20 protein-coding genes are annotated in these 25,084 nt (G+C 74.2%); 14 read left to right on the top strand and 6 right to left on the bottom strand.

Features of this window, described 5'->3' with window-relative positions; translation table 11 throughout:
• Window positions 1–28: 28 nt before the first annotated feature.
• Window positions 29–1,651: an ABC transporter substrate-binding protein gene (locus C1I92_RS09430; protein WP_158564057.1), complete on the bottom strand. Its 1,623-nt coding sequence runs from the start codon at window positions 1,649–1,651 to the stop codon at window positions 29–31.
• Between the two features lie 115 nt (window positions 1,652–1,766).
• Between C1I92_RS09430 and C1I92_RS09425 the strand changes: the two genes are divergently transcribed.
• Window positions 1,767–2,708, top strand: coding sequence for a dihydrodipicolinate synthase family protein (locus tag C1I92_RS09425; RefSeq protein ID WP_111254412.1), 942 nt, complete (start codon window positions 1,767–1,769; stop codon window positions 2,706–2,708).
• Window positions 2,709–2,739: 31 nt separating this feature from the next.
• Here C1I92_RS09425 and C1I92_RS09420 read toward each other — a convergent pair whose 3' ends face one another.
• Window positions 2,740–3,552 carry an AAC(3) family N-acetyltransferase gene (locus C1I92_RS09420; protein ID WP_111254411.1) on the bottom strand — a complete coding sequence of 271 codons (813 nt, stop codon included), beginning with the start codon at window positions 3,550–3,552 and terminating at the stop codon, window positions 2,740–2,742.
• A gap of 38 nt (window positions 3,553–3,590) precedes the next feature.
• Here C1I92_RS09420 and C1I92_RS09415 point away from each other — a divergent pair, with 38 nt between their 5' ends.
• The 3 genes from C1I92_RS09415 to C1I92_RS09405 are packed head-to-tail and all read left to right on the top strand — an operon-like array spanning window position 3,591 to window position 7,911.
• The gene (locus C1I92_RS09415; RefSeq protein ID WP_111254410.1) at window positions 3,591–5,165 is read left to right on the top strand and encodes a carboxypeptidase-like regulatory domain-containing protein; all 1,575 of its coding nucleotides are present in this window, start codon (window positions 3,591–3,593) and stop codon (window positions 5,163–5,165) included.
• Window positions 5,162–6,811 (top strand): hypothetical protein, encoded by a 1,650-nt coding sequence (locus C1I92_RS09410; protein WP_111254409.1) that lies wholly within the window; start codon window positions 5,162–5,164, stop codon window positions 6,809–6,811. The genes C1I92_RS09415 and C1I92_RS09410 overlap by 4 nt, the downstream gene beginning before the upstream one ends.
• Entirely contained in the window at window positions 6,808–7,911 is a 1,104-nt protein-coding gene (locus tag C1I92_RS09405; protein WP_111254408.1) for a mandelate racemase/muconate lactonizing enzyme family protein, read from the top strand. The genes C1I92_RS09410 and C1I92_RS09405 overlap by 4 nt, the downstream gene beginning before the upstream one ends.
• Before the next feature lie 5 nt (window positions 7,912–7,916).
• Here C1I92_RS09405 and C1I92_RS09400 read toward each other — a convergent pair whose 3' ends face one another.
• Window positions 7,917–9,221: a hypothetical protein gene (locus C1I92_RS09400; RefSeq protein ID WP_111254407.1), complete on the bottom strand. Its 1,305-nt coding sequence runs from the start codon at window positions 9,219–9,221 to the stop codon at window positions 7,917–7,919.
• A gap of 114 nt (window positions 9,222–9,335) precedes the next feature.
• Window positions 9,336–10,664 (bottom strand): aspartate aminotransferase family protein, encoded by a 1,329-nt coding sequence (locus C1I92_RS09395; protein ID WP_111254406.1) that lies wholly within the window; start codon window positions 10,662–10,664, stop codon window positions 9,336–9,338.
• A gap of 189 nt (window positions 10,665–10,853) precedes the next feature.
• Between C1I92_RS09395 and C1I92_RS09390 the strand changes: the two genes are divergently transcribed.
• The 10 genes from C1I92_RS09390 to C1I92_RS09345 all read left to right on the top strand — a co-directional run bounded on the left by C1I92_RS09390 (window position 10,854) and on the right by C1I92_RS09345 (window position 23,727).
• Complete coding sequence (locus tag C1I92_RS09390) at window positions 10,854–11,882, top strand: Gfo/Idh/MocA family protein (protein WP_111254405.1); 1,029 nt, start codon at window positions 10,854–10,856, stop codon at window positions 11,880–11,882.
• Window positions 11,882–13,240, top strand: coding sequence for an ABC transporter substrate-binding protein (locus C1I92_RS09385; protein WP_111254404.1), 1,359 nt, complete (start codon window positions 11,882–11,884; stop codon window positions 13,238–13,240). Before C1I92_RS09390 ends, C1I92_RS09385 begins: the two co-directional genes overlap by 1 nt.
• 26 nt (window positions 13,241–13,266) lie before the next feature.
• A complete protein-coding gene (locus C1I92_RS09380; RefSeq protein ID WP_146605075.1) occupies window positions 13,267–14,166 on the top strand; it encodes a carbohydrate ABC transporter permease in 900 nt (299 codons plus the stop codon).
• The gene (locus C1I92_RS09375; RefSeq protein ID WP_111254402.1) at window positions 14,166–15,074 is read left to right on the top strand and encodes a carbohydrate ABC transporter permease; all 909 of its coding nucleotides are present in this window, start codon (window positions 14,166–14,168) and stop codon (window positions 15,072–15,074) included. The genes C1I92_RS09380 and C1I92_RS09375 overlap by 1 nt, the downstream gene beginning before the upstream one ends.
• A 1-nt stretch (window position 15,075) precedes the next feature.
• A complete protein-coding gene (locus C1I92_RS09370; protein WP_111254401.1) occupies window positions 15,076–17,238 on the top strand; it encodes a hypothetical protein in 2,163 nt (720 codons plus the stop codon).
• A complete protein-coding gene (locus C1I92_RS09365; RefSeq protein WP_111254400.1) occupies window positions 17,235–19,052 on the top strand; it encodes an amidohydrolase family protein in 1,818 nt (605 codons plus the stop codon). The genes C1I92_RS09370 and C1I92_RS09365 overlap by 4 nt, the downstream gene beginning before the upstream one ends.
• Window positions 19,052–19,933 (top strand): fumarylacetoacetate hydrolase family protein, encoded by an 882-nt coding sequence (locus C1I92_RS09360; RefSeq protein WP_111254399.1) that lies wholly within the window; start codon window positions 19,052–19,054, stop codon window positions 19,931–19,933. Before C1I92_RS09365 ends, C1I92_RS09360 begins: the two co-directional genes overlap by 1 nt.
• Window positions 19,933–20,745, top strand: a complete 813-nt coding sequence (locus C1I92_RS09355; protein WP_111254398.1) for a carbon-nitrogen hydrolase family protein — start codon at window positions 19,933–19,935, stop codon at window positions 20,743–20,745. The genes C1I92_RS09360 and C1I92_RS09355 overlap by 1 nt, the downstream gene beginning before the upstream one ends.
• Window positions 20,746–20,812: 67 nt before the next feature.
• Window positions 20,813–22,489 carry a polysaccharide deacetylase family protein gene (locus C1I92_RS09350; RefSeq protein ID WP_111254397.1) on the top strand — a complete coding sequence of 559 codons (1,677 nt, stop codon included), beginning with the start codon at window positions 20,813–20,815 and terminating at the stop codon, window positions 22,487–22,489.
• Window positions 22,486–23,727: a DegT/DnrJ/EryC1/StrS family aminotransferase gene (locus C1I92_RS09345; protein ID WP_111254396.1), complete on the top strand. Its 1,242-nt coding sequence runs from the start codon at window positions 22,486–22,488 to the stop codon at window positions 23,725–23,727. The genes C1I92_RS09350 and C1I92_RS09345 overlap by 4 nt, the downstream gene beginning before the upstream one ends.
• Here the strand turns inward: C1I92_RS09345 and C1I92_RS09340 are convergent.
• Window positions 23,708–24,505, bottom strand: coding sequence for a hypothetical protein (locus C1I92_RS09340; protein WP_111254395.1), 798 nt, complete (start codon window positions 24,503–24,505; stop codon window positions 23,708–23,710). The two genes, C1I92_RS09345 and C1I92_RS09340, sit on opposite strands and share 20 nt — an antisense overlap.
• Complete coding sequence (locus C1I92_RS09335) at window positions 24,502–25,035, bottom strand: RNA polymerase sigma factor (protein WP_111254394.1); 534 nt, start codon at window positions 25,033–25,035, stop codon at window positions 24,502–24,504. The genes C1I92_RS09340 and C1I92_RS09335 overlap by 4 nt, the downstream gene beginning before the upstream one ends.
• Window positions 25,036–25,084 lie beyond the last annotated feature (49 nt).

Here is a 25,084-nt window from a genome sequence, read left to right as displayed (position 1 = left end):
GCCTCCCCCTAGCCGGCCGGCGCGGACGTCACTCGGACAGCGTCGCGTCGACCAGCGTGTACGAGTCGGCGTCGACGCCGGGCTTGTAGTTCTGCACCCGCTGCGTCATGCCGACCTGCGGCCACTGGTATCCCACCACGAGCATCGGCAGCTCGTCGGCCTGCCACTGCTCCAGCTCCTTGATGAGCTCGATGGACGTGGCCTCGTCGACCTGCTGCGCCTCGGTCACCTTCGCGTCGATCTCCGGGTCGGCGAGGTGCGTGGTCAGCGCGGTGAGCGAGCCGCCGGAGGCGAACCAGTTCGTGTAGAGGTCCATCGAGTCGGCCGCGCCGGCGCCGCCGTGGTACATCGTGAACAGGCCGTTGCCGACGTCGCCCCAGTAGGCGGCCGGGTCGTACTTGCGCGGCGTCACCTCGATGCCGACCTCCTGCAGGTTCTGCTGCAGGAGCTGAACGTGGCACTCGGCCGCGGGCCAGTTGCCCTCGTACGGGACCTCGAACGCGAGCGGGGTGCCGTCCTCGACGCCGTCGACGCCGTCGGCCACCCGGGTGCCGCCGCCGTCGGGCTCGACCCAGCCGGCCTCGTCCAGCAGGCTCGCGGCCTCGGCCAGCGCGTCCTCCCGGCTGTCGGCCCGGTAGGTGTTGATCTCCTCGTACGCCGCGTCCCAGGGACGCAGGATGTTGCCGTAGGTGACACCACCGGTGCCGAACCAGCAGGCCTCCTGCTTGCCCTCACGGTCGACGGCCCAGGCGACGGCCTGGCGCACGTCCTTGTTGTCGAACGGCGCCTTCGTCCGGTCCCAGCCCCAGAACAGCGGGGCCAGCTGGTCGGACTGGATGATCTGGAGAGTGCCCTCGGCCTTCAGCCGCTCGGCGTCGGAGTAGGCGACGCTCGCGACGTCGGCCGAGCCGGACTCCAGCGCGGCCGCGTTGGCCGTCGGGTCGTTGTTGAACGACACCTGGATGGTCGCGATGCCCGGCGGGCGGAAGTAGTGCTCGTTGGCGGTGAACGTCATCTGGCTCTTCGGCGTGTACTCCGACAACGACCACGGGCCGGACGTGACGGTCGGCATGGTGAAGTAGTCCGGGTCGGCGGTGACGGCCGCCTCGGACAGGATCGCCGCGTTGGCCGGGCGTCCGACCAGCGCGGGGAACGTGCTCATCGGCCCGGCCAGGGTGAACCGCACGGTCGTGTCGTCGACGGCCTCGACCGAGGTCAGCGTGCCCAGCTGGCCGGACAGCGCCTCGCCGTCCTTGGCCCGCTCGAAGGAGAACACCACGTCGGCGGCCGTGATCGGCGAGCCGTCGCTGAAGGCGATCCCGTCGCGCAGCGTGAACGTGTAGACGGTGCCGTCCTCGGAGATCTCCCACGACTCGGCGAGGGCGCCGACGATCTCGCCGTCGCCGTCCCGCTCGGTGAGGGTCTCGTAGATCATCGCCATCGGCACCCGGGACGCGTCGGCGAAAGCGGTGGCCGGATCGAAGCCCTGGGTGGGCTCCACCCCGAGCATCCGCAGCGGCCCGGCGGACTGGCCGCCATCGTCACCGCCGTCACCCGCCGCCGGATCATCGGTCGAGCCGCCGCCGCAAGCGGCGAGCACGACCGCGGCCACCAGGCCCGCGGCCAGGACTCGGAACTGACGCTTCGACATCACACGCTCCTTTTGGTGGGTCGATCCGCCGGAGGGGATGGACGGGAATCTAGGTTGACGCCAAAGTGTAGTCAAGTCTCTTGACATAGGTCCTATGTAAGGATTGGGTTACGACATGAGCGACGGCATCTCCCTGTCCGGGGTCCTCCCCGCGAGCCTGACGATGTTCGACGAGGCCGGCCGGCTGGACCGCCCGGCCACCCGCAGCCACCTGGAGTCGCTGGTCGACCAGGGTGCGCACGGCCTGGTGGTGGCCGGGACCAGCGGCGAGTTCGTGGCCATGTCCCACGACGAGAAGGTGGAGCTGGTGGCGACGGCGGTCGAGGCCGCCTCCGGCCGGGTGCCGGTCGTGGCCGGCACCGGGACCGCGTCGACGGCCGAGTCGGTCGAACTGACCCGCGCGGCCGCCGCCGAGGGCGCGGCCGCCGTGCTGGTGATCCTCCCCTACTACATGCGGCCACACCGCGAGGAGGTGCTGGCGCACATCCGTGCGGTCGGCGCGGCCAGCCCGGTGCCGGTGCTGCTGTACAACAACCCGGGCAACAGCGGCACCGCCGAGCTGGACGCCGTCGACGTCGGCCGGCTCTACCGCGAGGGCGCCATCCACGGCGTGAAGAGCACCTTCCCCACCGTCCACCAGGTGCCCGAGGTGATCGACGAGACCGGGCCGGACTTCGCCCTGTTCTACGGCGGGTTCATGGCGCCGCTGTCCGGCCTGGCCGAGGGCGCGCACGGCTGGATCAGCGGCGTGCTCAACGTCGCGCTGCCCGAGGCGCTGGCCCTCTACGACGCCGTGCGCGCCGGCGACCTGGCGACCGCGCGGCGGTGGGCCGCGGCCATCCGGCAGTACCGCTACCTCTACACCCGGCGCCCGCTCGGCGACGTCGGCGATCTCGCGCTCTACCGGACGATGCTGGAGCTGCGCGGCCAGCACGGCGGGCACTGCCGGCGCCCGCTGCTGCCCCTGACGCCGCAGCAGCGCACCGAGCTGGCCCGGATCATGACGCAGAACCCGGCCCTGCGCGGCGGGGTCACGGTCGGCGCCACACCACGATGACCAGGTCAAGACCGCTTCTGGTCCCCGGCGGTCAGCCCCCGGCGGCCCGGACGGCGCAGCGCCGGCAGTCCGGCCGGCCGCAGGCGGCGGCGCCGGGGTCGCGCCGGAACACGTCCGCCGCGGCGGCCAGCGTGCGCGCCGCCGGGTACGCCCGCCACCGGCTCGCCCCGGCCGCCGTCGTCAGCTCCACGTGCGCGAGCGCGGGCGCCAGCCGCTCGAACCCGCGCGAGCAGCTCCCGTGCCGGGTCGGCACCGGGTCCGGCGCACCGGCCACCCGGGCCCAGCGGGTCAGCGGCGGCAGTCCGGCGTCCTCCTCGGCGGCGTGCAGCAGCGTCAGCGCGTCGAGCCCGACCCCGGCCAGCAGCACGGCTCCGTCGCGCGCGGCCAGCTCACGCAGCGGCGCGAAGACGTCGTGGGCGCTCTGCCCGGCGACCAGCCGGTCCGCCAGCGGGCCGACCGCGGCGAACGACGACAGCGCGTTGCGGCCGCGGGCCCGCCCCGGCCGGGCCAGCACCGCCCGCGCGATCGCGCCCATCTCCGGTCCGATGGCGTCGTCCGCCGGGTCGTACCCGGCGGCCGGGCGGGTCCACGGGATCGAGCCGTCGTCCTCGGCGTTGTCCGGCAGCGGGACGTGCCCGGCCGGCGGTGGCGCGGCGAACACCGGGCTCTGCGCCGGCACGAGGAGCGTGCCGCCGCCGGCGAGCAGGCCGTCCACGACCGCGTCCGCTCCCCCGCGGACCCGCCCGAACGACGACAGCGACGAGTGCAGGCACACCGGCCGCCCGGCCAGCCCGAGCCGCGCCGCCGCGGCCCGCACGTCCGCCGCCGTCACCTCTGCGCTCATCCCGCCGCCCCGAACCTAGGTCTGATGCTGGAGGGCACATGCTAGTGGGCTATGTCAGTGACGAGAACGACGTCGCGATCGCGGACGTCGCCGTCGAGCTGACCGGCGCTGACGGCGTCGCGGTGAGCTGCCGGTCCGGCGCGAGCGGCCGGATCGACGCCGAGGTCGCGCCCGGCCGGTACGCCGTCGTGCTGTCCCGCGACGGCTACGGGCCGAAGCGCACCGCCGCCGACGTGGGCGCCGAGCCGGTCCGGTTCCGGCTGCTGAGCGACCGCACGTACGGCTTCGTCTGGCCGAAGGAGGCGACATCGGGCCGGACGGCGCAGATCCGGGTGTCCTGCCCGCTCCCCTACCGGCTCTCGTTGTGGCGCTACGGCGCCGAGCGGGAGCTCGTCGCGCCCCTGGGCATGGGCGAGCACGAGCCGGGCGCGACCGCGATCCCGCTGCCCGACGGCGACGTCGCCGGCTCCGGCGTGGACTGGTCGCCGGGCGAGTTCCCCGGCCAGCAGGTGGTCGCGCCGGAGCGCGGCGGGCTGTACTTCGTGCACGTCGGCGACGACGGCGGCGGCTTCCACGGGCTGCCGTGGATCGTGTCGCCGTCGACGCCGGCCTCAGAGGTGGCCGTGCTGGCCAGCGACCTCACCTGGGCCGCGTACAACTCCTTCGGCGGGCGCAGCAACTACCTCAACCCGGCCGGGCTGCCGGCCGTCCCCGCGGTCTCGCGCCGTCAGGACCTGGCCTTCTACGCCGACCCGGCGGCCGGTGAGTGGGAGGCGGAGCACTACCCGCCGCTGTCGTCGCGCCGCCCGGACCCCGACCTCAGCATCCCGCTCGCCGAGCAGGTCGACCAGCCGACCACCACCCGGCCGGGCGCCCATCTGGCCGCCGCGGACTGGCGGCTGCTGGCCTGGCTCGAGCGGCAGGGCTACGGCTACGACCTGTACGCGGAGTCCCGGCTGGACCGCGGCGAGGTGCCGCTGGACGCGTACCGGGTGCTCGTGCTCGGCTGCCACCCGGAGTACTGGACGTACGGCATGTTCCGGCAGGTGCGCGACTGGGTGCACGCCGGCGGGCGGCTGTTGCACCTGGGCGGCAACGGACTGAACTGCGAGGTCGAGCTGCTCGACGACGACCGGATGCTCGTGCACAACGGCGACACGCGCATGCTCGGTCCGGGGTCGGGGCCGGACTGGAGCCGGTTCACCGCCCGGCGCGAGCCGGAGGCGGCGTTGCTCGGCGTCGGCTACGACCAGCGCGGGCTGCTGACAGCGGCGCCGTACGAGGTGGTGGAGCCGGCGCACTGGGCGTTCGCCGGCACCGGGCTCGCCGCCGGCGACGTGTTCGGGCGGGAGTCGCTGAACGGCCGGATCCTCGGCGGCGCGTCCGGCCACGAGACCGACAAGCTCTCGCCGCACTCGCCGCCCGGCACGACGCTGCTGGCCCGCGGCCTGAACGCCGACGGCGGCGGCGCCCACCTGGTGCACGTGCCGGCGCTCGGCCGCGGCGAGGTGGTGTCCACCGGCTCGATCGCGTTCGTCACGTCGCTGCTGGTCGACGACGTCGTGTCGGCGCTGACCCGCAACGTGCTGGACCGCTTCCTGGCCGCCCGATGACGTTCCGCGACCAGGTGCTGGCCGGGATGCTGGTCGACGCCCGGCTGTGGGCGTCCCGGCCGGTGGCCGAGGACTGGATCGCGCCGGTCGCCGACGACCCGGTGTACGAGAACCTCTACGACCGGTTCTGGGCGATCATGTCCGACGCCGCCGTGCTCGAGCATCTCGCGCTGACGGCGCGGCTGGACGGCTCGCCGTGGGTCACCGACGCCGCGTCGGCGCGGCTGGCCGGCACGGCGCGGCGGTGGCGGCGGGAGGCGTCGCTGCCGCCGGACTACGGCACCGCCTACGCGACGACCAGGATCGTCAAGGCGCTCGCCGTCGGGCTCGACTGCGTGGGCGAGGCGCTGGCGCCGGGTGCCGCCGACGAGGTGACCGGTGTGCTGGCGGACTGCCTGCGCCGGCTGGCGGCGGACTGGTTCTCCCGGCCGGTGGTCCGCGGCCCGGTCGGCGCCGGCGCGGACCGGCACTCCCCGCACCACTCCAGCGTCGAGTGGTCCGGGTTCGGGATCGGCGCGCTGGCGCTGCTGGACCGGGTCCCCGAGGCCGAGGCGTGGGTGGCCGACACGGAGCGGCAGTTCCGCGACCACCTGCTGCCCGGCGCGCTGGCCACTGACTGCGGTGCGCCGGAGGGGATGGAGTTCTGGGCGTCGACGGTGCTCAGCCAGGTGCAGTTCCTCGACCCGCTGCGCCGGGTCACCGGCCACGACCTGCTGACGGCGCATGCGCGGGCGCTGGACCCGGCGCCCGGCCTGGCGATCTACCTGCCGCGGCGGACGGCGACGGCGGACGGGCGGCCGCACTACGGGTCGAGCACCGGCATGTGCGCGGTGCTGTCGGCGCTGGCCCGGGAGCGCGCGGACCCGGCGCTGGCCGCGGTCGCCGCGCAGGAGGCCGCTCCCGGCCGGCTGGAGGTGTGGCCGGCCCGCACCCCGCGCCGCGGCGAGCAGTTGCTGATGGCATGGAGCGGGTACGCCGCGCTCTGGCACCCCGGTGACACCGCCGCGGAGCCGGTGGCACGGTCCTGGCAGTCGGCCGCGCTCGGCGAGGCGCACGTGCGCACCGGCTGGGAGCCCGGCTCGGCCGCGGTCGCCGTCCGCCGTGGCATCGTCACCGTCTGGCTGGACGGCGAGTGCGCGTTCGCCGACCTCACCCCGGCGACCGTCGTCGACGTCGAGGCGTCGCGCCGCACCGGTTCCGGCGTCTACCGCACCGACCCGCCCGGCCTGGAGCCGGCCGCGCTGCGGGTGGCCGAGATCGGCGACGCGGCCGTCGTCATCGGCGTCGACGCGGCCGGCGCGACGCTGCTGCGGCTCACCCTGGACCGGCGCCGTCGCACCGTCACGATCGTCCGGCTCGACGGGGTGCCGCGGCGCTGGTGGTGGGCCACCCCGGCAGCGCCCGCCGTCACGACCGGGCTGGTCACCGGCATCGTCCCGGACGGATACCGGCCGGACCTGCGGGCGGGCTACGGCCTACTCGACGTCGTCGAGACCGACCCGCGCACGTACCCCGTCGCCACCGTCGCGCCGGATGCGGACCGGATCGAGGTGGTGCTGGCACTGGGCAAGAACCGGCCTGGCGCATTCGCCGCCGCGCGGCAGGATCGGACCGACGAGACCCGGCGACAGGAGGACCCGGCATGAAGATCACCTCGGTGACGGCCGTCCCGATCCGCGGCCGGCGGATCACCCCGATGGTGGCGACGCAGGGCGCCATCGCCGCGTCGGAGTTCGGGCTCGTGCGCGTCGACACCGACGAGGGACTGACCGGCTGGGGCGAGATCGCGATGTCGTGGGGCCGGGTCGGACGCGGCCTGTGCCAGGACGTGGAGCTGATCCTCGGTCCGGCGGTCGTCGGCCTGGACCCGTGCGACCTGCCGCGCTGCGCCGCCGCGATGTGGCGGCGGCTGCCGCTGCCGATGGACGGCGGGCACGCCGCGCGGGCCGGTGTCGAGATGGCGCTGCTCGACCTCGCCGGCAAGGCATTCGGGCTGCCCGCCTACCAGTTGCTCGGCGGCCGGGCCCGCGACGCCGTGCCGGTGGCGTGGCCGATCCCGTGGGGCTCGGTCGAGGCGACGGTCGCCGCCGCCGAGGAGGCGGTCGCGGCCGGCTTCCCGACGGTGAAGCTGAAGATCGGCCGGCCCGGCCGGGTCGACGACACCGTCGTCGCCGCCGTGCGGGCCGCCGTCGGCGACGACGTCGCGATCAAGGTCGACGCGAACATGGCCTACAGCAGCGCCACCCAGGCGCTGGCCGCGCTGCGCCCGTTGGAGCGGCACGGGCTGCAGCTGATCGAGCAGCCGCTGCCGCCGCGCGACCTGGACGAGCTGGCCCGGCTGCGGGACCGGCTGGAGACGCCGCTGCTGCTGGACGAGTCCTGCTGGGAGCTGCGCGACGTCGGCGAGATCGTCCGCCGCGGCGCCGCCGACGTGCTCAACGTCTACGTGACGGAGATGGGCGGGCCGCTGCAGGCGGTCAAGGCGTTCGCCGCCGCCGAGGCCGCCGGGCTGACCGGCCTGCTCGGCAGCCAGTGCGAGATGGGGCTGGCCACGGCCGCGTGCGCCCACGTCGGCGTCGTCGTCGCGAACCTCGCCTACGAGTCCGACGTGGTCGGGCCGCTGCGCTACGTCCGCGACATCGTCGTCGAGCCGCCGGTCATCGCCGACGGCCTGCTGCTGCCGCCGGACCGCCCGGGCCTCGGGGTCGAGATCGACCCCGAGGCCGTCGAGGCGATGCGCTGTTGACGCGATCAGTCCTTGTAACGGACGAACAGCAGCGGGTGGAACGCCGCGTCGCCGCTGGTCTGGCCGGCCATCAGCATGCCGACGGTCGGCCGCCGGCCGCCGAAGCCGGGCGGGACCCGGCTGCCCTGGCGGGCGCCGAGCAGGTTCGGCCACAGCGCGGCGGCGACGCCGGGGACGGTGTGCCGCTCGATCGTCCAGTCGACGCCGTCGGCGCTGGTGGCGACGGCAAGCGCGGCGCCCTCGCTGGAAAACACGCTGATCCTCCCGTCCGGCGCGACGAGGATCTGCGAGTGGTTGTCCAGCGGCCCGACCGGTACCTGGTCGCCGTCGAGCCCGCGCTGGTAGTACAGCGTGCCGACGCCGCCGTCGCGCCGGTAGAAGACGGTGTGGACGTCGCCGTCCGGGCCGACGGTCAGGTCGGACGCGTCCACCCAGTTGCCGTCGCCGTCCGGCGCCGGGTTGGACGTCAGCACCTCCTGGTGGCCGAAGGTCCGGCCGCCGTCGTCGGAGGAGAACAGCAGCGCCGCGTCCAGGTAGGCCGAGTTCGGGCCGCCGAGGACGTACTGGCTGAACGTCAGCGACACCTCGCTCGGCGCCGTCCCCGGCTGCACCCGCGGGTAGAGCCAGGCGCGGCCGGCCGGCGGGCTGGCCACCTTGCTCGTGTGCACGTCCGCGCCCGTCACGGTGTCGAAGACGTTGATCCACAGGTCCCAGCCGTCGACGGCGTAGGCGGAGTACAGGTACCGGCCGGACGGGTCGACGGCCAGGCCCTGGTAGTACCGCTCGCTGCCCGCGGCGCGGATCGTGTGGTCGGTGAAGTCGGCGAAGTCGACCGAGCCGTCGGCGTTGCGCTCGGTGAACTCCAGCCGCACCGGGTAGACGGCGGCCAGCTCGCCGCCGGGCGCCGGCGCGACGCCCGGGTAGCACTCGGCGCCGGTGTAGCAGGCCACCTGCAGGTGCAGGTCGCCCTCGCCGTCGACGAGCAGGCCGGCCGGCTGGTACACGTGCCCCGGCAGCCGCAGCACCGGCGTCCAGCCGGCGCCGTCGCGCGACCGCCACACCTGCGCGGACCACGGGTACTGCGCGCCGTCGCCGTCCAGCGTCGTGGCGTAGTAGAAGTGGCCGTCGTAGACGACCTTCGGGATCTGCGCGCCCCACGTGGGCACGACGTTCGTCACGGCCAACTCGTCGGAGACGACCGACGCGCGGACGACGGCCGGCGGATCCGGATCGGCGGCGGCGCCGGTCGGCCCGGCGATGGCCGCAGCCACCGTGGCCACGGCCAGCAAGAGGGAACGGTGCAGGTGCATGGCGGCTCCCAGGGTCGTTGGATACCCCCACCCCACGTTGATCATGGAGAAATCGGGTTTCCCAGTGACCCGGAACCCCGATTTCTCCATGATCAACTCTGGTGGTGCGGGTGGTTACCAGGTGCGGAGGATGTCGGCGACGATCTCGACTGTCTGGTCGACGTCGGACTCGGTGTGCGCGGCGGACAGGAACCACAGTCCGCGGGGGACGATGTTGACGCCGCGACGCAGCAGGGCGGCGTGCAGCCGGGCCATGTCGGCCCGGTCGGTCGCGGCGAAGTCGCGGTAGTTGAGCACCGCGTCGGCGCTGGTCAGGTAGGTCTGGAAGACGGGGCCGGGGCCGTCGACGAGCATCGGGACGCCGGCGTCGGCCGCTGCTTCGCGCAGCCCGTCCATCAGCCGGCCGCCGAGGGCACGCAGCCGCGGGAAGAGCTCGTCGCCGTCGCGCCGCAGCCGGGTCAGCGTCGCCACCGTCGCGGCCATGCCGACGGGGTTGCTGTTGAACGTGCCGGCGTGGCCCACGGTGCCGGCGGTGATCTGGTCCATCACCTCGGCGCGCCCGGCGATGGCCGCCACCGGCAGCCCGCCGGCGATCGCCTTGCCGTACACGGCGAGGTCCGGCACGACGCCGAACCACTCCTGCGCGCCGCCTGGGGCCAGCCGGAACCCGGTGATGACCTCGTCGAAGATCAGCAGCGCGCCGGCCTCGGCGGTCAGGTCGCGGACCGCCTCGAGGAAGCCGGGCACCGGGGCGATGCAGCCGGTGTTGCACAGCAGCGGCTCCATCACCACGGCGGCGATGTCCTCCCCATGCCGGGTCAGCAGGGCGGTGAACGCCGCCAGGTCGTTCCACGGCGCGATCACCAGGTCGGCGCCCGCGCTGGCCTGCTGCCCGCCACTCGCGGCGACGGCGACCGGCGCGAGCGCCGGGCCGGCCGCGTCGACCGGCGGATGCAGGCTCCACAGCGCCGCGTCCAGCCAGCCGTGGTAGTGGCCCTCGAACTTGAGGATCTTCTGCCGGCCGGTGAACCCGCGGGCCAGCCGCCACGCGCCGATCACCGCCTCAGAGCCGACCGTGTTGAACCGCACCAGGTCCGCGCCCGGCACCATCGCCTGCACCAGCTCGGCGGCCTCGACCTCCAGCGGGTGCTGGCCTGCGTACGCCTGGCCGCGGGCCACCTGCCGGGTCACCGCCTCGACCACCTCGGGCGCGCTGTGGCCCAGGATCATCGGGCCCTGGCCGAGGACGTAGTCGACGTAGTCGTTGCCGTCGACGTCGGTGAGCCGCGCACCGCGAGCGTGGTCGACGTACACCGGCTCGGGCAGGCCGCGCCGGGCGTCGCTGGACACGCCGGCGGGCAGGACGCGGCTCGCGCGCTCGGCCAGCTCGGCGCCGCGCCGCAGCGGCGTGCGGGTGCCTGCGGCGACGGTCGGGTTCGTCATCGATCCTCCTCGTTCTGCGGTCGTCCGACCGTAGAGGCCCTCGTCACAGGCCTGTCAACCACAGAACACGGGCTCGCCGGAACAGGACAACTACGGGCCTGGCACGACACGAACCGCGCTTGCTGGCCCCCTTGGCGGCCCCCTAGCGTGACGGCTTCGCCGCACTTCCGACGGCGTACGGGAGGACACGTGGACCAGCTCGGCATGGGCATCGTCGGGACGGGCATCATGGCCCGCCAGCACGCCGCCGTGCTCGCCGCCTACCACCGCAGCCGGGTCGCCGGTTGGAGCAGCCGCGACCCCGCGGCCGTCACCGGCCTGGACGAGTTCGGCCCGGCGCCGGTGCACGGCGACCTGTCCGCGCTGCTCGCCGACGACGCCGTCGGCGCCGTCCTGATCGCCACGCCCGACCACGCGCACGCGGCGGCCGCGCTGGCCGCCGTCGAGGCCGGCCGCCCGGTGCTGATCGAGAAGCCGCTGGCGACGACGGCCGCGGACGCCCGCCGCATCCGCGACGCGGCGCGATCGGCCGGGGTCACCGCGATGACGCTCTACAACCACCGCTGGGTGCCGGCCTACTGGCAAGCACACGAGCGGGCGGCCGGCGGCGCCCTGGGCGCGCCGGTGCTGGCCTACGCCCGGAAGAACGACACGATCCACGTGCCGACCCAGATGCTGGACTGGGCCGACCGGACGTCGCCGTCGCTCTTCCTCTCCGGGCACGACCTCGACCTGATCCTGTGGTGCTTCGACGACCACGTGGTCGAGGTCTACGCGACCGCGGTGCACGGTGTGCTCCGCGGCCGCGGCATCGACACCCCCGACGCCGTCCAGGCCCAGCTGCGGCTGGCCGGCGGCGCCGTCGTCACCGTCGAGGCCTGCTGGATCTACCCCGACACGTTCCCCACCATGACCGACTCGTTCATGGAGCTGATCTTCAGCGACGCGGTGATCCATCTGGACCGCAAGCACGAGCAGCTCGAGATCGCCACCCACGAGTCGTTCAGCTACCCGCGCAACCAGCTCGCGGGCCGGGTCGGCGGCAAGCCGTCCGGTTCCATCGCCGGCGCCGTCGAGCACTTCGTCGACGCCGTCCTGGACGGCACGCCGCCCCTCGTGTCGATCGACAGCTCGGTGCACGTCACCGAGGTCCTCGCCGCCATCGACCGGTCCTGGCGTTCGGGCCGGCCGGTCGACCTGACCGTGGAGACAGACTGATGAACCGACGTTCGCTCCTTCGCGCCACCGCCGTGGCGACCGCCGTCATGCTGAGCCTGACGGCGTGCATCACCAGCTCCGACGACGGCGACGAGCCGGAGACGGAGAGCTCGGGCGGCGGCGACGCCAGCGGCGCGCCGGCCGAGATCACCGGCGACCTCGAGGTCGTCAGCTTCTACCCCGAGGGCTCCCCCGACTTCGAGCGGCTGTCCGGCCTGGCCGAGGCGTTCGAGGCGCAGCACGACGGCGTCGACGTCACCCTCACCTTCGGCGGCGGCCAGGACGTGCCGCAGATCGAGGCGCGCTGGCGGGCCGACGACCCGCCGGACGTCAACTACGGCTTCCTCGACGTGACCCTGCCCGACGGCGGCCCGTGGGTCGCGGCCGGCGACACGATGAACCTGCAGCCCGCCATGGAGCAGCCGCTGGAGGGCTACGACGGCACCTGGGAGGAGGCGATCCTGCCCGGCGTCCGGCCGCTGATCAGCGTCGGCGACGACATCTACGGCGCGCCGGAGTCGGTGACGACCCTGCAGTTCTTCTACAACGAGGCGATCTTCGACGAGCTCGGCATCGAGGTGCCGGAGACGTTCGACGACCTCATCGCCGCCGCCGACACGATCAAGGCCGCCGGCATCGCGCCGTTCACCGTCACCGGCACGTTCCTGCCCTACATGCAGGTCTACTGGGACTATCTGGCGCTGCGGCACTTCGGGCTGGACGGCCTGCAGCAGGCCATCGCCGGCGAGGCCGAGCTGGCGTCGCTGCCCGGCGCGCAGGAGGCCGCGGCGGACCTGGAGGCGCTGGTCGCCGACGGCAACTTCCTCGACGGCTTCCGCGGCGTCGACTTCACCTCCGCCCAGATGTCGTTCTTCCAGGGCGACGCGGCGATGATCCTCATGGGCTCGTGGCTGATCGGCGAGATGGCCGCCGCGATCCCCGCGGACTTCCAGACCGGCACATTCGCGTTCCCGACCGTCGACGGCGGCAGCGGCGACCAGGACGGCCTGTTCGGCGGCACCAACGCGCAGGTCGTCGCGGCCAAGGGCCAGAACCCCGACGCCGCCGAGGCCTGGCTGCAGTTCATCGCCGACCCGGCGAACCAGACCGCCTACGTCGAGAGCACCGGCGGCATCTCCGCCTACACCGGCATCCCGGCGCCGGAGGGCTTCGAGGACGTCACCGCCATGCTGGAGGAGGGCGCGGCGTTCGCGCCGTCGTACATGGGGGTGCTGGCGCTGAGCCAGGAGGTGCAGACCGCCTACCAGCAGCCGATCGCGCAGCTGTTCTTCGGCGAGATCGACGGCGCGACGATGCTGACCCAGATGTCCGAGGGCCTGCAGGCCGCCGCGGGCTGAGCCCGTTCACGTCGAAGGGAGAGACGGTGCCACGAACACGGCCCAACCTGCTCGAACGTCAGCGCCGCCGGCTCGTGGTGCCGTTCCTCCTGCCCGCACTGCTGCTCTACGCGCTGTTCATGCTGTACCCGGCGTTCACCACGTTCTACGTCGCGCTGACGGAATGGAACGGGGTGAGCGCGCCGGAGTGGGTCGGCGTGGACAACTTCACCCGGCTCACCGACGACTCGTTGTTCTCCAGCACGATCACCAACACGATCGTCTTCACGGTGCTGGGCGCGCTGGTGCTGTTCCCCGGCGCGATGTTCTTCGGCTACGTGACGCAGCGGCTGCCGCTGGGCCGGCTGTACCGGTTCCTCATCCTGGCGCCGGTGGCCCTGTCGGTGACGACGGCGGCGCTGCTGTGGAAGTTCCTCGCCGACCCGAACTTCGGCGCCGTGCAGAAGGTGCTGCGCGCCGTCGGGCTGGACTCGCTGGCGTCGGTCGAGCTGCTCGGCCGGCCGAACACGGCGATGCTGATGGTCGTGCTGGCCACCGTCTGGCACGGCATCGGGCTGTGGATGATGTTCTTCGCCGCGGCCGCCGAGCGGGTCCCGGCCGAGCTCAAGGAGGCCGCGACGCTGGACGGCGCGAGCTCGTTCCAGGTGTTCCGCCACGTCGTCTGGCCGCTGATGTGGGAGGTCACCCGGACGCTTCTGATCCTCTGGATGATCCAGGGGCTGCAGACGTTCGCGTTCATCATCGCGATGACGAACGGCGGCCCGCTGCGCGCCACCGAGGTGATCGGGACCTACCTCTACAAGGTCGCGTTCGCGTCGTCGGAGTTCGGCTACGCCGCCGCCATCGCCGTCGTGCTGTTCGCGGCGATCCTCGTCCTCACGCTGCTCTCCCAGCGGCTCACCCGGCGTGAAAGCGAGCAGTACTGATGACGACACCGACCGCCACCCCGCCGGCCGTTGTTTCGGCGGTGCCGCCCGCGCCGGCCCCGCCGCGGCGCCGTCCGCCGTTCCGCGGCGGCCGGCTGCTCACCCACCTCGCGCTCGCGTCGTACTGCCTGACCTCGGTCAGCGCGTTCGTCTGGTGCGCGATGGTGTCGCTGAAGACGAACCCGGAGTTCTTCTCCAGCAGCCCGTGGTCGCTGCCGGAGGACCCGCAGTGGGGCAACTACGCCGACGCGTGGAACGGCGCGCAGATCAGCCGGTTCTTCCTCAACAGCCTCTACGTGACGGTGGCCAGCGTCGGCGTCAGCCTGCTGTTCGCGGTGATGGCGGCCTACGTGCTGGCCCGGGTCGACTTCCCGGGGCGGTCGCTCGTGCGGCTGATCTTCCTCAGCGGCCTGATGATGCCGGCCTTCCTGGTGATCGTGCCGCTGTACTTCCTGCTGAACAACCTCGGCCTGCTCGGCTCGCTGCACGGGCTGGTGCTGGTGTACATCGCCACCCAGATCCCGTTCAGCATCTACCTGCTCAGCAGCTTCTTCCAGTCCTTGCCGAAGGAACTGGAGGAGGCCGCCTGCATGGACGGCGCCTCGCCGACGCGCACGTTCTTCTCCGTCGTGCTGCCGCAGGTCAGCCCGGCGATCGCCAGCGTCGCGCTGCTGAACACGCTGTCGATCTGGAACGAGTTCTTCTTCGCGCTGGTCTTCCTCAGCGACCCCGAGCAGCAGACCATCCCGGTCGGCATCCTCGGGCTCTCGGTGAACGCCCAGTACAGCGCGAACTGGGTGCAGCTGTTCGCGGGCCTGGTGATCACGATGATCCCGATGCTCGTGCTCTTCGCGTTCGCGCAGGAACGGATCGCGCGGGGCGTCAGTGTCGGAGCGTTGAAGGGCTGAGATGACCGACGTACGACTGAGCGTCACCGAGGAGATCGGCGTCCCTCGCTCCGGCGAGGTGGTGGTGTGCGGCGTGCCGGTGTCCTCTGACGGCGGGCTTTCTGTGCTGGTGGATGGTTCTGTGGCGCCGCATCAGGAGCTGTGGCGGCGCGGTGGGTGGGCCGGGCTGGCGTTTCCGGTGTCCGTCGGGGCGCTGGGGTCGGTGTCGGTGATCGTGCGGCCGGCGGGCGCGGCTGGTCCCCCGCCGGCCGTGACGTCGTCGGCCTCTGTGTCCGGGCTGTCGCTGTCGACCGGGGTCGTCGACGTGGAGCTCGGGCTGGCGCCCTTCTCGGTCGCCGTTCCTGCTCTCGGGCTGCCGGCGGTGTCGGTGGTGCTGGTCGACGGCGACGGTGTCCGGCACGCCGCGGCGGTGCCGGACGACGGTGTCACCGTCACGCAGACCGGGCCGCTGCTGGCCGAGGTCGCGCTGTCCGGGCGCTACGGCTCGTCGTGGGCGTTCACCGCCCGGCTGACGGCGCGGGCCGGGGCATCGGCGGTGGACCTGTCCGTCGGGCTGGTCAACGACGACGACGCGGCGGAGAGCGAGGTTTCCGAGTGGGCGGTCGCGCTGGACACCGGCGCCGTCGCGACCGCCGTCACCGGGGCCTTCGACGCCGCGCACCGCGGCGTGCCGCCGTTCGCCGTCCGGCACCGTGGCGAGGGCCACCCGCGTGGCATCTTCGCGACGTCGCAGGTCGTGGAGGGGTCGGACTGGGAGGACGCGAGCGAGCCGGACTACTGGACCCGCTGGGAGTGGGCCGAGCTGCACGGCCGGCAGGCGGTGAACTGGCTGGTCGCTTCGCGGCCCGGCGGCGCGGACGACGTCACCGTCGCCGTGCACCGGTTCGCCGAGAACCACCCGAGCGACCTGGCCGTGTCGCCGTCGGGTGTGACGGTGCGGTTCTGGCCGGCCGACGCCGGACCGCTGCGGCTGACCCAGGGCGCGGCGAAGACCCGGCTGCTGCGCGTCGCCGCCGGCGACGACCGCCGGGCCGGGCCGACGCTGGACTCGCCGCTGGTGCCCGCGGTCGATTCGGTGCTGCCCGGATACCTGCCGTACCTGCCGGAGCGGTACCCGAACCTGGAGTCGCACATCCGCGAGGAGCTGACCGGCTGGTACCAGTCCGGGCAGTCGCTGGGCTTCCACGACTTCGGCGACAGCGTGCAGGGCATCACGTCCGGGCCACGCACGGGCTACAGCGCGAACAACGAGCACGACGCGCTGCTGGCGCTGGCGCTGCACTACCTGCGCTCCGGCGAGCGGGCCTACTACGACTCCGCGCAGGCCTACGCCGACCACCTCTGCGACATCGACCTGATCCACCACAGCGTCCAGCCGCACGAGGTCGGCGGGCTGCGCGCGCACGGCCGGGCGCACGTCCACTACGTGACGGCACGCACGGCTTCTGGTTCGGTGCGGACCTCCATCGACACCGGTCACCTGTGGACCGAGGGGCTGGTGCTGTTCGGGTCGCTGTCCGGTTCGTCGGTCTACCTCGACGCTGCCCGGCGGGTAGCCGACTGCATCGTCGGGCTGGTCGACCTCGGCTGGACCCGGCCGGAGCCCGGGCCGCGGAACAGCGGCTGGCCGCTGATGGCGCTGTGCGCGGTGGCGTCGGCGACCGGTTCGTCGGTCTATCTGGACGCGGCCGAGCGGACCGCCAAGGCGGCGCTGGCGGCGCAGCGGCCGGACGGACGCTGGATGTCGCGGCTCGGCCTCGCCGACGACTACTGCGCCTGGCAGAACGCCGTCCTGCTGACCGGGCTGGCCCGGCTGCAGGCGCTGTCGCCGTCCGCTGAGGTGGCCGCGGCGTTCTCTGCCGGGGCGCGGGCCCTGCTCACTCTGGGCCGCAACCGGGACGGCAGCTTCGTCTACCTGTCCCGGTTCGACTACCGGTGGGCGAACCGGTCCGCGCTGATCCGCGAGGCGCTGGCGGTGGCCTACGACGCGACCGGCGACGACGCGTTCCTGCGGGCCGGCCTGGCCGGCGGGTCGCGCTGGTACCGGCCGCGCGGCTCGGCGCCGGCGCTGAGCAACGACGTCGCCGAGTGGCGTGGTCACCTGCCGTTCCTGCTCCGCGCGCACGAGGCCGGGCTGCTCACCGACCTGCCGGACGCCGGATGAGCGGCGTGCGCATCGACGCCAACGTCGTCGTCGGGCCCTGGCCGTCCGACGCGTCCGCGTCGTGGTCGGTGTCCGACGTCGAGGCGCACCTCGACCGGTTCGGTCTCGGGTTCGCCGTCGTGCGGTCCGCGGTGTCGGTCACCTACGACGCCGCTCTGGGGAATGCCGCGCTGCTCGAGGCGGTGGCGGGGCATCCGCGGCTGATGCCCGCGTTCGTGCTCGGGCCGCTGGACGCGGGCGAGCACGGCCCGCTGCCCGCGTCGGTGCGGGCGGTGTGGCTGCTGCCGGCGCGGCACGGGTGGAGCCTCACGGGACCGGAGGCCGGCTCGCTGCATGACGTGCTGCGGCGGGCCGGCCTCCCCGTGTTCGTGGACCTGGAGGAGACCGACTGGACGGCTCTCGACGCGCTCTGCGCCGCGCTGCCGACGGTCGACGTGGTGGTCGCGGGGATCGGGTACCGGACGCTGCGGCAGGCGCTCCCCGTCATGGACCGGCGGCCGCGGCTGCACCTGGACCTGTCCTACCTGGCCGCGCTCGACGGCCTCGAGCTGTTCGTCGAGCGGTACGGCGCGTCGCGGTTGCTGCTCGGGACCGGCGCGCCGGTGCGCGACGACGCGGCGCCGCTGTTCCTGCTGTCGCGTTCCGGGCTGTCGGCGACCGACCGGGCGACGGTGGCCGGCGGGACCGCGGCCCGGCTGCTCGGCCTGTCGGACGACGCTGCCGGCTCCCCCGACGGCCCGCCCGTGGATGCGGCCGGCTCCCCCGCCGCCACGTCGCCGGCCGCGGTTCACGCCACGTTCACGCGGCCCACCCCTAGGGTGGGAGCCCTCCCGGCCGGGCGGGAACCGACTACCACCAACGGCCCGGCGCCGGCCACAGCCGACAAGATCCCGGCCGACGCCACGTCGCCGGCCACAGCCGACGAGATCCCGGCCGACGCCACTTCGCCGACGACAGCCGACAAGATCCCGGCCGACGCCACTGTTCGGGCGTCCGGAGCCGAACCACCGGACACCTGGGCCGAGCTGCCGGACATCGTCGACGCGCACGCGCATCTGGGCCGCTGGCCGTCGTCGTGGCTGCCGCACCCGGACGTCGGCGCCCTGCTGGCCGCGTTCGACCGGACCGGCACCGGGCACGCCGTCATCTCCCACCTGGCCGCGATCTTCAGCGGCGACGCGCCGGGCGGGAACGCCGCCGCGCTGGCCGCCGCCGAGGCGCATCCGGACCGGCTCTCCGTCTGGCTGGTCGCGAACCCGAACCGCCCGCAGGACGCCGGGCTGCTGGCCGAGCAACTGACGTCCCCGCTGGTCCGCGGGTTCAAGCTGCACCCCGACACGCACGACTGTCCGATCGACGACCCCGGCTACGACTGGATCTGGCGGCTCGCCGCCGACGCGGGGGCGCCCGTACTGGCACACGGGTTCGCCGGGACGGCGCACAGCGACCCGCTGCTGTTCGGCGCGGTCGCGGAGCGCTACCCGGTGCTGCCGCTGATCGTCGGCCACTCCGGCGCCACCGTCGAGGGCTTCCGCCGCACCATCGACGTCGGGACGCGGCACCCGTCGATCCTGGCCGAGACGTGCGGATCCTGGATGACCGGCCGCTGGCTGCGCCGGCTGGTCGACGCCCTGGGCGCGGATCGCGTCCTGCACGGCACCGACGCGTGCCTCATCGACCCCCGGTACGGCGTCGGGCGTGTGCTCGGCGCCGGGCTGGACCCGGCCGACCTGGCCCTGGTGCTCGGCGGCAACGCCCGCCGGGTGCTGGGGCTGCCGGCCCGCTCTCCGTCACCGCTCGCAGGAGGTCATTGATGTTCCTCTGCCGTATCCGCACCGACGCCGGGGTCGTCCCCGCCGCGCGCCTCGACGACGACACGCTGCTCGACCTGTCCCCGGTCGCCGGTGACGCGGGCGACGATCTGGTGGCGCTGCTGGCGTCGTCCGGGGTGGACGGGCTGTCCGCCGCCGCGGCCGCGCTGGCCTCGTCGCCGTCGGCGGTCACGCTGCCGGTGGCGTCGGCGCGGTTCGAGGTGCCGGTCGCCCGCCCGCAGAAGATCGTCTGCGTCGCCCTCAACTACGTCGCGCACGCCGAGGAGGGCGCCCAGGCCGTCCCGGCCGAGCCGGTGATCTTCTTCAAGCCGCCGTCGTCGCTACTCCCGCACGGCGAGACCGTCCGCTGCCCGGCGCGGTCGTCGCGGCTGGACTTCGAGGTCGAACTGGCCGTCGTCATCGGGACGCGGGCGCGCGACGTCGCCGTCGACGACTGGCGCGACGTCGTGCTCGGCTACACCGTCCTCAACGACATGACGGCGCGCGACCTGCAGTTGGTCGCGATCGAGAAGAACCAGCCGTGGGATCACAGCAAGGGCTTCGACACGTTCGCGCCGTGCGGGCCGTACCTCGTCACCGCCGACGAGATCGCCGACCCCGGCCGGCTCGACCTGTCGCTGACCACCGACGGCGTCGTGCGGCAGTCGTCGAACACGCGGCACATGGTGTTCGGCGTGCCGGAGCTGATCTCCGTCATCTCGGCCGGGATCACGCTCGAGCCGGGCGACATCATCGCCACCGGCACCCCGTCGGGCATCGGCAAGGTCGACGACGGCGGCACCATGGTCGCCACCGTCCAGGGCGTGGGCTCGCTGGTGAACCCGGTCGCGTACGAGCGCGCCGTCGTCCCCGCGGCGGTCTGATGCCGGTCACCGTCGCGTGCGCCCAGGTCGCTCCGGTCCTGGGCGCCGTGGCGTCCAACCTCGCCGCGATGACCACCGCGGCGCACTCGGCCGCCGCGTCCGGCGCCGAGCTGATCGTGTTCCCCGAGTGCGCGGTGACGGGGTACCCGTTCTCCCGCGCCGACGCCGCCGAGGTCGCCGCCCCCGCCGACGGCCCGGTCGCCGCGTCGCTCGCCGCGCTGGCCGCGGCGCTCGGTGTGCACCTCGCGGCCGGCGTCATCGAGTCCGCCGGCGACGACCTGTACGACGCGCTGTCGCTGTTCGGCCCGGACGGCGCGCGGCTGGCGACGTACCGGAAGGCCCACCTGTTCAGCACCGAGCGGACGGTCTACGCCCCCGGCTCGGCGCCGGTCGTCGTGGACACGGCGGTCGGCCGGCTCGGGCTGACGGTCTGCTACGACCTGATCTTCCCCGAGTACGTGCGGGCGCTGGTCGACGCCGGCGCGACGATGATCGTCAACGCCACCAACTGGATCACCGACCCGTGGCAGACGGGCATGGGCTGGGACGGGTCGATGGTGCGGTCGCTGGCCCGGACCCGCGCCCTTGAGAACGGCGTGCCGGTCGTCATGTCGTGCCTGGCCGGCTCCGGCGGCGGCTTCACCAGCATCGGTCACTCCACCGTCGCCGCTCCGACCGGCCGCGTCCTCGCCGCCCTCGACGCGTCCGAAGGGGTCGCCGTCGCCGAGGTCACCACCGACGACGCCGACACCCGCCGCTGGAGCGAGATCGCCACCTACCGCGCCGACCGCCGCCCCGAGCTCTACGGCTGAGGATCCGGCCCGCGGACGGCAAGAATCCGTCCTGTGCGCGGCCGGTCCGCTGCCTATCGTGGCGGCAATGATCCGGATCATCACCGACGTGAAGGCGGCCGACGCCGCGCGGGGCGAGGGCCGCGACGTGTGGTCGGGGCCGGCCGCGGCCGAGGCGCTGGCCATCCTCGGCGTCCCCGCCACGGTCCACGACCTGGCCGACGGGCCGCCGCCGGCCGACGAGGCGACCGTGCTGGTGGTCGACGAGCCGGACGAGGGGACGGCGGCGGCGCTGCTCGGGCACGCCGAACGCGGCGGCGGCCTCGTCGTCTGCGGACACGACCCGGGCTGGACGGGCCTCGCGGCGTCGCCCGCGCCCGCCGAGGCGCTGGTCGACGTCGGCGGGCAGCGGCTGCGCGCGTTCGGCGGCTGGGCGCTGCCGGCGACGGGCACCGGCGCCGTCCACGCCCGCTGGGCGGACGAACGGCCGGCCATCGTCACCACAACACGCGGCCGCGGCACGATCGCCGTCGTCGGGCCGGACCTGTGGCACACGCTGGTGCGGATCACCCAGGGCCACCCCGTCGAGCGCGACGGCACTCCCCCGGCCGACGGCTCCGCGCCGGTCGACGACGGCCTGCTGAAGACCGACGACGGCATCGCGCTGTCCTGGACCGAGGACCGCACCACGCTCGGCGACGCACCGCCGTACCCGCACGAGTACCCGCCCACCCGCAGCCTCCCGTTCTTCGGCACCGCCCACGCCGACCGCTGGCGCGAGGTCCTGCTCGGTCTGCTGCTCGACGCGCGTGCGACACCGATCCCGGTCGTCGCGCCGTGGCCGGACGGCGCGCCCGCCGCGGCCCACGTCAGCCACGACTCCGACATGAACGACGACCCGTCCGCCCGCGCCGCGCTGGACGCGTTCGCCGCCGCCGGCGTGCCCGTGACCTGGTGCTTCCTCTACCCGGGCGGCTACTCGCAGGCCGTCTACGACGAGGTCGTCGCCGCCGGGCACGAGCCGGCGCTGCACTACAACGCGATGCTGGACACGCCGGACTGCACCTGGGGGTTCGACCGGCTGCGCGACCAGCTGGCCTGGGCGACCCGCCAGGTGCGCGGCGCGCGGATCGTCACGAACAAGAACCACTTCACCCGCTGGGAGGGGTGGGACGAGTTCTACCTCTGGTGCGAGCGGCTCGGCCTGCGCGTCGACCAGAGCCACGGGCCGAGCGTCCAGGGCGCCATCGGCTTCCCGTTCGGCACCTGCCACCCGCACCACCCGCTGACGGCCGCTGCGCACGGCAACCGGCCGGTCGACGTGCTCGACCTGCCGCTGCAGACCCAGGACCTCTGGCTGACCTGCACGGACGAGGTGCGCGACGCGTTCATCGACGAGGCGCTGCGCCGGCACGGAGTCGTGCACCTGCTCTTCCACGGCCAGCACCTGCAGCACCACGCCGAGGTCCGGGCGTCGTTCGCCGCGGCGGTCCAGCGGCTCCGCTCGGCCGGCGCCGCCTTCCACACCAGCGCCGCCCTCGCCGACTGGTCGCAGCGGCGGCGCGCCCTCCGTATCACCACGACGACGGCCGGTGACGGCGGCGTCACCATCACCGTCGACGGCGACCGAGACGGCGTCGCGCTGCTGCTCCCGCCGCACCTCGTCCCGGCCGGCGCCGAGCCGTACGAACACGTCGAGCGCTACGGCCGCCGCTTCACCCAGGTCGTCCTCGCCGGCTGGACGCTGCGGCTGGTCGCGGCATGAGCCGGCTCGCCGTCGACGGCGGCACCCCCGTCCGCACCACCCCGCTGCCCACCGTGCTCGACCCGGCGGGGCGGACGTTCGGCGCCGAGGAACGCGCCGCCGTGCTCGACGTGCTGGACGGCGCCGTCCTCAACTCGTCGGCCGGCGGGCCGTGGCTGGGCGACCTCGAGGCGACGATGGCGCGGCTGCACGGCGTCCCGCACGCCGTCGCCAGCTCGTCCGGCACCGCGGCGCTCCACCTGGCCGTCGCCGCGATCGACCCGGAGCCGGGCGACGAGATCATCACCACGCCGCTGACCGACTTCGGCACGATCGCCGCCATCCTCGCGCAGAACGCCGTGCCGGTCTTCGCCGACGTCGACCCGCTCACCGGCAACCTCGACCCGGCCTCGGTCGAGGCCCAGCTGTCCGAGCGCACGAGAGCGATCCTCGTCGTCCACCTCTTCGGCGCCGCCGCACCGGTGACGGAGCTGCGGGCGCTGGCCGATCGCGCCGGCGTCGCGCTGATCGAGGACTGCGCGCAGGCCTACCTCGCCCGCCCCGCCCCCGACGCGCCGCCGGTCGGCACCTACGGCGCCGTCGGCTGTTTCAGCCTGCAGCAGTACAAGCACGTCACCGCCGGCGACGGCGGCCTGTGTGTCACGAGCGACGCCGCGACGGCCGAGCGGATGCGGCTGTTCTCCGACAAGGCCTGGCCGCGCGCCGAGGGCCGGTTCCACCGGTTCCTCGCGCTGAACTACCGGATGACCAACCTCACCGCCGCCGTCGCCGCCGTCCAGCTGCGCCGGCTGCCGGACGTGGTCGAGCGGCGCCGCCGGCAGGCCGCCCGGCTGCTGACCGCCGTCGGCGACCTCCCCGGCGCGCACCTGCCGGACCGGCCCGATCTGCACGCCTGGTGGGTCCTCCCCCTCGTGGTCGACGAGGGCCACCGGCGGTGGGCCAAGGCGCTGACGGCGGAGGGCGTGCCGGCCCACGCGGGCTGGCTGCAGTCGCCGGTGTACCGCTATCCGGTGTTCACCGAGCGACGCACCTACGGGACATCCGGGTTCCCGCTGACCAGCCCGCCGGCCCGCCGCGACTGGACCTACCCGGTGGGCCTCTGCCCGCGGGCCGAGCGGCTGATCGACGACACGCTGGTCGTGCTGCAGTGGAACGAGAACTACGCCGACGCCGACGTCGACGACATCGCCGCCGCGCTGACGAAGGTCGCGGCCGGCCTCACCCGAACCGCAGCGTGAGCGTCCCCGTCGTGCCGTCCGCATAGGTGACGGTGACCGGGACGCCGTCGCCGGACGCGTTCTCCAGCTCGTCGCCGGGCAGCCAGAACGCGAAGTGACCGGCCGCGACGGTCGCGGTGACGACGCCGTGCTCGGCGCTGTCGTAGGTCATGCCGGTGACGTCGGACCCGACCGCGCCGGCCGCCACCGACAGCTCGCCGCCGCCGACCGTGCCGGTGCCGAGCGTCCAGACGAACGCCGAGCGCGGTTCCGGCGCCGTGTAGCCACCCGGCCCCCCGATCATGCCGATCCAGTCGCGGAACAGCGGCGTGGACTCGTCGGTGATGCACAGCGCGGAGAAGCCGTCGTCGCCGGCCAGCAGCGCGAGCGACCAGTCGCCGCGCCGCTCGGCGACGGCCGCCGTCGCGGCGGCGAGGTCGGCTTCGAACCCGCCGGCGCCGTCGCGCTGCGCGTCGCGGCAAGCGTCGGCGATCTCCTCACTCGCGCCGGCGGACACGGCCGACGGAGTCGCGGTCCAGGTCGCGAACGCCCGGTCCCCGCCGGTCAGCGACGGCACGAGGACGCTCGCCCCGACGGCCGCCGCGGCGACGGCCGCCGCCGTGAGCACCAGCCGGCGCACCCGCCGACGCCGCGGCGGTGCCGGCGCCGCGGCCGGCGACGCCGGCGCCGCCGGCGCCGCCAGGATCCGGGCGAGGTCCGCGCGGGCCCGTGGCCCGTGCGGATCGACGTCGGCGGCCGCCGGGTCGAGCGAGCGCAGGATGGTGTCGGTGCTGGTCATGGCGTGGTCCTCTCGGGAACGGACGGGTGATCGAGGGCGCGGCGCAGCGCCCGCCGCGCGCGGCTGAGCCGGAGCCGGAACGCGACCGGCGTGATGCCGAGGACGGCGGCCGCCCGGGGCGCGTCGAGACCGTCGAGGACGGCGAGCGCGAGCGCCTCCTGGTGGGTGTCCGGCAGCCGCCGCCAGGCCCGCGACAGGTCGATCTGCTGGGCGAGCAGGTCGTCGTCGGCTCCGGCGACGGCGGCGGGCGGGTCGGCCAGCCGGACGGCGAGCGCCTGCTGCCGTCGCGCCGAGCGGTGCGCGTTGAGGATGACGTGGCGGGCGATGCCGAACAACCACGCCCGCGCGTCGTCGGCCCTCGGCGGGAGGGCGTCCAGCCGCCGCCAGGCGACGAGGAACGCCTCCGCGACGACGTCCTCCGCGTAGGCCGGGTCGACCCGGCGCTGGGCGAACCGGAGCAGGTCGGCGTAGGCCGTGTCGTAGAGCGCGGTGAACGCCGCCGCGGGCGCCGAGGTCGAGAACGTCGTCACACCAGACACCTGTCCGCCATGCCGCCCACTGTGTCAGGGCGGCATGGCG

Origin of the sequence: Jiangella anatolica, assembly GCF_003236295.1 — a bacterium.
In the GTDB taxonomy this organism is placed as follows: domain Bacteria; phylum Actinomycetota; class Actinomycetes; order Jiangellales; family Jiangellaceae; genus Jiangella; species Jiangella anatolica.
This window is presented reverse-complemented; position numbering and strand designations above follow the sequence as displayed.